Genomic DNA, 7,365 nt, shown 5'->3' on the forward strand with positions numbered 1-7,365 from the left:
TTATTCATCATCGCTCCGGCGACCCGGTTATCATTCATCAGTCAAAACTCGTCGTCCATCCCTTATGACAGTACGCCCCCTACTCACCTGCTCCCTCCTCCTCACGTCGACAGTGGTTTTTGCCCAGCAGCCGAAGCCCACGAAAGTTGGAGAAATAGACAATCAGGAAATCACGGTTGAAAAGAGCCGTAAGATTGAGCTGCCGCCAGCCAGTCGGATTTTCAACAAGATTCCCTCCCTCAAGCCCTCCGCCGAGCAGCGGAAGCTTACCTATGAGTTCGAAGACCGTAAACTCACCATTGGCGACCCAAAAATTACGCCGGGTGTACTGGCCCCGGCCACAACCCAGGCCGACAACACCCCCGCTTACAACAACTATGTGAAGCTGGGTGCCGGTAATTACAGTTCGTTTCTGGGCGAAGGATTCGTGGGCATCAATACCCTGTCGAACCTGGCGCTGGAAGGTTCCGTACGGCATCTGTCGTCGGGCATTGGCCCGGTGGATGGTAAGAATTCGGCGCAGAGTGACACGCGGGTTCGGGTGACGGGTAAGTACCTGGCCGACGCCTTCAAACTACAGGCCGACCTCGGTTACGACCGGAACGCCTATAATTTTTACGGATACAGCCGCGAGTACGCAGCGCAGCCTGCCTTTAATCCTGACCTGATTAAACAGCGACTCAACACGGTCAATTTCAAACTGGGTATCGAAAACGTGAAGTCGGAGAATGCTATCGACTATTCGCTGAAAACGGGACTGACTTCCCTCCGCGACCGGTTCAATGCGTCCGAGACCGACTGGGGTACCAACCTGAATGCTTCGCTCGGCATTTCCGACAAGGTATTTGCGCTGGTAGCCGCCGACGCCTACGTGACCCAACGGTCTGACGGGTCTATTGTCGATAACCGGAACCTGTTTCGGGTGAAGCCAACCTTCAAGTATGTATCGCCCCTGTTTACGATTACGGCGGGTATCAATGCCGTCAACCAAACCGACCAGCGGCAGGGAATCAATAAAACCCGCGCTTTCCCGGTAATTGATATCGATGTGGCTCCGCTCGATAACATCCACATCTTTGCCGGTGTCGATGGCGATATTAACCGGAACACCCTGCGTTCGTTACTGGCCGAAAACAAGTGGCTGGCCTCGCAGGTCGTGCTGGCCAACACCATCAAATCGCTGGATATTTACGCCGGAACCAAGGGTAATCTGGGCGGTGGCTTTTCGTACGAAGGCAAAGCATCTTACGCCCGGTACCGAAATTTCTCGGCGTTTAACAACTCGATTCCTGACACCACCAAATTCTTCGTGTTATACGATGGTGGCATTTCCAACGTGCTGACGATATCGGGGCAGCTGGCGTATGCCCAGAAAGATAAGTTTCGCTCAACGCTGAAAGCTGACTTCTTCAACTACGGACTGGACCGACTCGAACAAGCCTGGGGTCGTCCGCGAACGGCTGCTACCTGGACGAACTCGTACATCCTGAACAAAAAATTATTCGTTACCGCTGATTTGTATTTTTACGAGGGTATTCAGAATAAGAATTTCACCACAGGCGTTTCCTATACCCTAAAACCGATTTATGACGCGAACCTAAAAATTGACTATTTCCTGGGTTCTCAGGTAGCCGCTTTCGTTTCGCTGAACAACATCTTCGGTCAGAATTACCAGCGGTATTTGTATTATCAAAACCAGGGGCTTAACTTTCTGGGAGGAATCAGCTATTCATTTTGATTCTTATTCGTACACATCTTATGGCCTCCGTAAACAACTACCTAAAAAAACTGCTGTACCAGTACGACTGCATTGTTGTACCGGAGCTGGGTGCTTTCCTCACTCATTACCAGTCAGCAGTCTATACGGAAACCAGCGGTTTATACCTGCCCCCCCGCAAACGGGTAGCGTTCAATGAAGCCCTGCGTTTCGACGATGGCATTCTGGCCAATTATATTATGCTCCACGAGCCGGTAACCCGTGAGGGAGCACAGCGGCTTATCAGCTCATTCGTGTCGGACTTGCGGATGCAGGTAGAAACGACCGGCCGATTCGAGCTGGAGGGCATTGGCACCTTCACCCAAAATGAAGAAAGCCGGTTGCAGTTCAGCCCCGGCCTTCGGCAAAACTTCTTCGGTGAATCGTACGGAATGAGTGCAATACCCGCTCAGCTGGTCAACCAGCAGGTACTACCCGAACCAGTTCTTGAGGCAGTCCCCGTATCCACACTGAATGCCCCCACTACGGGTGTCGGCCCTGTACTCATCCAGGAAGATGATACGGTGTTTACTCCCTACCGGCCTGCCCGGACGTACTGGCGCGTTGCAGCCGCTGCGCTGTTGATCGGGTCGTTGGGAGCTGTTAGTTATTTCTCGGTTATCAAGCCGGGCCAACCGTTCCAAAGCAGTCTCGATCCGGCCAATCTATTACGGATTCCGGTTTCCTCTTTTATCGCATCAGCCGATAGTCGTAAGTCACCAAAATCGGAGGCTGTTCAGGAAGCCACACCGCTGCCAGTTGTTGAAAACCCCATAACCACTCCCAACTTACCGGTAGACACGGCAGCTATTGCCCCTGTTTCCAGTAAACCGGAAGAAGTAGCAGTCGGTATAGCCGAGCCGGTGGCTGCTCCGGTAGCCGTCAAGAAGGCAGAATTCCGCGTGGCCAAAGCCAAATTACGGAAACGGCGCGTTAAGCCCGTTGTAATGCGCGCTTATACGGGTCCGCACTTCACGGTTATTGCCGGTGTCTTTTCAAGCAGGCGTAACGCACTGAGCCTAACCAGGCAGTTGCAGAAGGCGGGCTACACCGATGCGTTCATTATCCTGCCCCAACGCGGTCAGAAAGGAAGGTATAAAGTAGCCGCTGTAGGCTCAGCTACCCGCGAAGAGCTGGCCGATAAAGTGAGTGCTATCAAAGAGTTAACCGGTGCAGAACCCTGGATTATGGATAATTAACCCTTTACCGTCACAACGCAAAAAAGCACCGCTCATGGGCGGTGCTTTTTTGCGTTGTGAGGATGCTAGGCTCGTTTTTATGCTGTTAGTCAACAAGGTAATTCTACCTAGACGTTAACCCAACCCTCCCCAGTAGGGAGGAATCTATAGTAGCTTAAATTTAACAGCCTGATAATCAACCTAAAATAAGATTGCCTGGACCTAACGGGTTTTCGATTTAACTGGCTTTGGAGCGGGTTTCGGAGCCAGTGGGGTTATCGGTTCCACGGGTGCAACAGGTTCCGGGTCGCTCACCGGCACCGAACGTCGGTTGCGCCCTTCATGGAAGATAACGAAACCAATCAGGGCAATCAGCAGCACATTACAGATCAGGTCGATGGTATCGCCCAGGCGGTTCAGCGGAGGATCGAACCGGAATTCAATCGTGTGTTTACCCGCCGGAACGCGCATGGCCCGCAGCACGTAATTGGCCCGCAGGTGAGGAACGGGTTTACCGTCCAGAAACGCCTGCCAGTCCTCGTGACCCCGGTAGTATATTTCGGAGAAAACGACCATCCCATCCCGAACAGCATTGGCTGTATAAATTAGTTTATCGGGGCGATACTCCGTTAGTTGAATAGTACTGCCCGTGTGATCCATCGTGGCAGGCAGATTTCCCAGTTCAGCGGCAAACCGCTTATCGACTACGGCCGAATCACGCGGATTCAGTGTTTTCATAACCGCTATTTCTTCATCGGCATTATTTACCTGCTGCATTGTACCTACAAACCAGGCCGTACCCAGCACGTCGGGGTTAGGAATAACCATTGGGCCAGCCGGTGCCTGTTGGGGGTCGGCTGGATTGGGTTGTCCCGGCTGAATTACATACTTGGCATTTAGCATACTCAGAATATTCAGCGTATTAGGCTGAAAAGCATAATTTATCAGTTCATTATACCGCCGTAAACGAGTAGTGTTGTAGCCCCCTACCGACCGATGAAAATAGGATGTTCGATTGCTTTCCATGAACGACCCCGTCTGGTCGAATACCCGGTAGCCGAGTGATTTGTCCTGCATAATCTGCTCATCGGCGGGGGTTGGCTCAAACGGAACACTGGCCTGCGCTTTAGGGATAAAATCAGCCGCGTTCAGGAAACGCTTGTCGACCGAAAACAAATCAAAAATGACTACGGCCAATACCAGCGGATACAATACGCCCGTCTTGATTTTATTCGTAATAAATAGCCATACCGCCCCGGCAACCAGCAGTATCAGTATCACCGACCGGAAAGCATCGGACCGAAACAGACTCAACCGGTCGCTAATGAGTGCGGTTTCGAACTGGCTGGCCGCTTCCCCAAAATAACGGGATAAAATAGCCTGGTCGTTTGGCGACCGGAAACTGAAAAACGAGCCTCCCAGCAGAGCCAGCACGAGGGCCAAACCCGCCGTTAGTCCCAGGCTGATGAGCAATGGTTGGCGTAGCTGGGCAAAAGTCGGTTTCTCGTGAACGATTGTCTGCATCCCCAGTGCGGCACCGGCAGCCATAAATAGCTGGGCCAGGCAAAGGGCCATCGTCATGGCCCGGAATTTATTCAGATAGGGCAGATTGTCGAACAGGAACTCGTTGAAGAAAAGCAGGTTTTTACCCCATGCCAGCATAATCATCAGCACCGTGGCACTGAGCAGCCACCATCGGACCGACCCACGAAGAACGAACATACTCAGTACGAACAGAAAAAGCAGGGCCGCACCGGCGTAGGCAGGACCACCCACAATGGGTTGATCGCCCCAGTAGGTGGGCGCGCCCAGCTCAGCCATTTGTTTGGCGGCAGCCGGGTCTACGCCCCGGTTCGTCATGGCTTTATAGAATTCGGAATCCGTCGTTAATCCCCCCCCGGAGGATGCGCCACCGTAGGCATTGGGTATCAGTAAGGTCAGCGTCTCGCCGATACCATAGCTATAGCTAAAGGCATAGTCCTTATCCAGTCCGCCTTTCGATTCGCTGCTGGGGTTTTTCCCGTCCGGATTGGTTGTTTTAGCGGTCAGTTCCGATTTTCCCCGGATGGTTTCTTTTGTGTATTGATTAAGCACCAGCAGGCGTTTGGCAAAACTACCGGCTCCCAGCGCACCTGCCACCGCCAGAACAGCGAGCCCAATAATCAACTGACGACTTTTGCCCGCCCTGAACAAAGCAATGCCTTCAATAAGCACGTACAACCCAATGGTCATAAACAGGTAGTACGTAATCTGAATGTGGTTTGCCCCCAGTTCCATACTGCCAAAAAGACCCACCAGCGCAGCACCAACCCAGTAGCGGCCCCGCAAAGCCAGAATGACGCCCGCCAGTATACCGGCACCATATCCCAGCGCGAAAAGTTTGGAGACGTGCCCTGCTTCGAGACTAACGATGGCGAAGGTGCCCAGCCCGTACGCAGCGGCTCCCAGGGCCGACAGCCAGGCGTTACAGCCCAGCACGACCAACAGCACGTACATACTCAGCATGACGATGAATAGGATACTGGCCGTGTTGGGCAACAGATTGATAACGCCCATGACGCCCTTGTAGACCAATATGTAAGGATAGGGGAAGTCAATCATGTATCCCGGCATCCCACTAAAAACGGCATCGGTCCACAGGGGTTTCACCCCCGTTTGCTGGGCAAATTCACGGATTTCCCGGGCTGATGCGGTTGATTCCTGCACGTCGTGCATGGAGAGTGCTTTGCCCGACAATACGGGCTGGAAGTAGATGATAGCCAGCACAAACAGGCATACTATAGCTATCAGGTGGGGGCGAATTCTCTGAAAAAGGGTTGGTTGGCTCATATAATCAACGGATACATAGCTCAAAGATACGGCTTTGTACCAAATCGAATAAATGGGCTATGCGCCTTTGATAAGTCTCAATTCACCGGCGTAGTATCGGGCGGGATTAAATAAGCATTAGAGTGCCTACCGCTTAATCAATTTTGGATTTTATTTAGAATGACTCTTATTCAAATAAAGCACGTAGATAAGTATCTTTATCGCAGCGACTACATTAGTTTATAAATAGCTTACTATCAATTTATTACACTAGTTTCTTTGCGCTAAGTTTTACCAGGAAAATTCGTCGATTACCACCTCTATTCTCACAAACGGGGTATGTAGGATATGTTTTTTTTACTAAAGACAGGTAACCAATGAATTACTGGCTAGTCTAAAACTTTGAATCTAACCCGTAAATAATTTTAACTAAAATGATTACAAACCACCACTTACTCATAGTCGATGAGAATCCTTACGTGGTTGAAATCCTGGTTCAAACTCTCAGCAGGGATTTCACTATTACCGTAGCCAATACGGGTCAGGAAGCGGCCAGACTATTAATTCAGGGCAATCGGTTCGATTGTGTACTAACCGAACTAAACCTGTCTTTCTTCAATGGTCTTGAGTTAATCAAACTCATTCGGATGAGCAGAATAGCCGCTCTAACCCCCATCGTCATTCTCTCCGATGTACTCGACAGTACCACGCGTATTCAATGTCTGGACCAAGGGGCGGACGATTTCCTTTCCAAACCATTCAACCCGCTTGAGGTAAAAGCAAAGCTTCACGCCCTTCTTCGCCGTTCCGAGGCTTCGGACGCAGTGCCCAGTCAGTTGGACACCCAATCGAAACCTTTCTGGCAACAAAAATCCCGAATTCTGTCAATGCTTTTCGGCAACTATTCGCTGTCACAAAGCGCGTAATTTCCGGTCAATTGACTTGACTGATTGCACGAACACAATCCGTTACGTTCATAATTGATTGCGTAAAATTCGTGCCGACGATACTTGTTTCTTCTATCATCAAAATATCATCTTATAAGCATATTTATACTCAGGCAATCTCTAAAAGAAATCGCTGGAATTAATTTAACATTCCAAAAAATTTCCTTCAGAATGAATAATTTTTTCTGTCATGTAGCAGGAATTTATTGCTTGTTAATTACAAGACCATGTTAACGCATCAACACTTAACTAATTCAGAAACGACATTCATTCCAGGGCAGACCATTCCAGCATTCTGCATTCTGCTGGTAATGGATGATGATTTAATAGCGAACCGGATTGCTACCATTGCAGGGAAAAACTGCACTGTAGTGCGATTCAAAAATGAGGTAGATTCAGAAAAGTGGCTGACGGATAAGCAACAGGTCGATTTAATCAATGGTTCGTCAATTTTAGAAGAGTAAAAAGGCGTGTTAGTTTTGGGTCTCTAACCTCCAAAGCCTAACAACGCCTTTATGCAAAGACTTGCCTTGCTAACTACAATAGTAGCCAGCTTACCTGATTTGACCAAGCCTCGTCGCCAATTTGTTACCCACATACTCATGCTTTTTCTCAGTGTTCGTCACCGGATCAATTTTCTACAACTGGCTCGCCACAGTGATCAGTATGCTGAAAA

5 protein-coding genes are annotated in these 7,365 nt (G+C 50.0%); 4 read left to right on the top strand and 1 reads right to left on the bottom strand.

Translation table 11 applies throughout. The features are described from left to right. Window positions 1–64 precede the first annotated feature (64 nt). Both B156_RS0121400 and B156_RS0121405 read left to right on the top strand, forming a co-directional pair. Window positions 65–1,738, top strand: coding sequence for a TonB-dependent receptor (locus B156_RS0121400; protein WP_026260965.1), 1,674 nt, complete (start codon window positions 65–67; stop codon window positions 1,736–1,738). Window positions 1,739–1,758: 20 nt separating this feature from the next. Continuing rightward, window positions 1,759–2,955, top strand: coding sequence for an HU domain-containing protein (locus B156_RS0121405; protein ID WP_018621833.1), 1,197 nt, complete (start codon window positions 1,759–1,761; stop codon window positions 2,953–2,955). Between the two features lie 201 nt (window positions 2,956–3,156). Here B156_RS0121405 and B156_RS0121410 read toward each other — a convergent pair whose 3' ends face one another. Further along, on the bottom strand, window positions 3,157–5,763 hold the full coding sequence (locus tag B156_RS0121410) for a hypothetical protein (RefSeq protein ID WP_018621834.1): 2,607 nt from the start codon (window positions 5,761–5,763) through the stop codon (window positions 3,157–3,159). A 413-nt stretch (window positions 5,764–6,176) separates the two neighbouring features. Here B156_RS0121410 and B156_RS0121415 point away from each other — a divergent pair, with 413 nt between their 5' ends. Continuing rightward, window positions 6,177–6,668 carry a response regulator transcription factor gene (locus tag B156_RS0121415; protein ID WP_018621835.1) on the top strand — a complete coding sequence of 164 codons (492 nt, stop codon included), beginning with the start codon at window positions 6,177–6,179 and terminating at the stop codon, window positions 6,666–6,668. A 248-nt stretch (window positions 6,669–6,916) separates the two neighbouring features. After that, window positions 6,917–7,153: a hypothetical protein gene (locus B156_RS32280; RefSeq protein ID WP_018621836.1), complete on the top strand. Its 237-nt coding sequence runs from the start codon at window positions 6,917–6,919 to the stop codon at window positions 7,151–7,153. Window positions 7,154–7,365: the final 212 nt, after the last annotated feature.

The organism is Spirosoma luteum DSM 19990 (genome assembly GCF_000374065.1).
In the GTDB taxonomy this organism is placed as follows: domain Bacteria; phylum Bacteroidota; class Bacteroidia; order Cytophagales; family Spirosomataceae; genus Spirosoma; species Spirosoma luteum.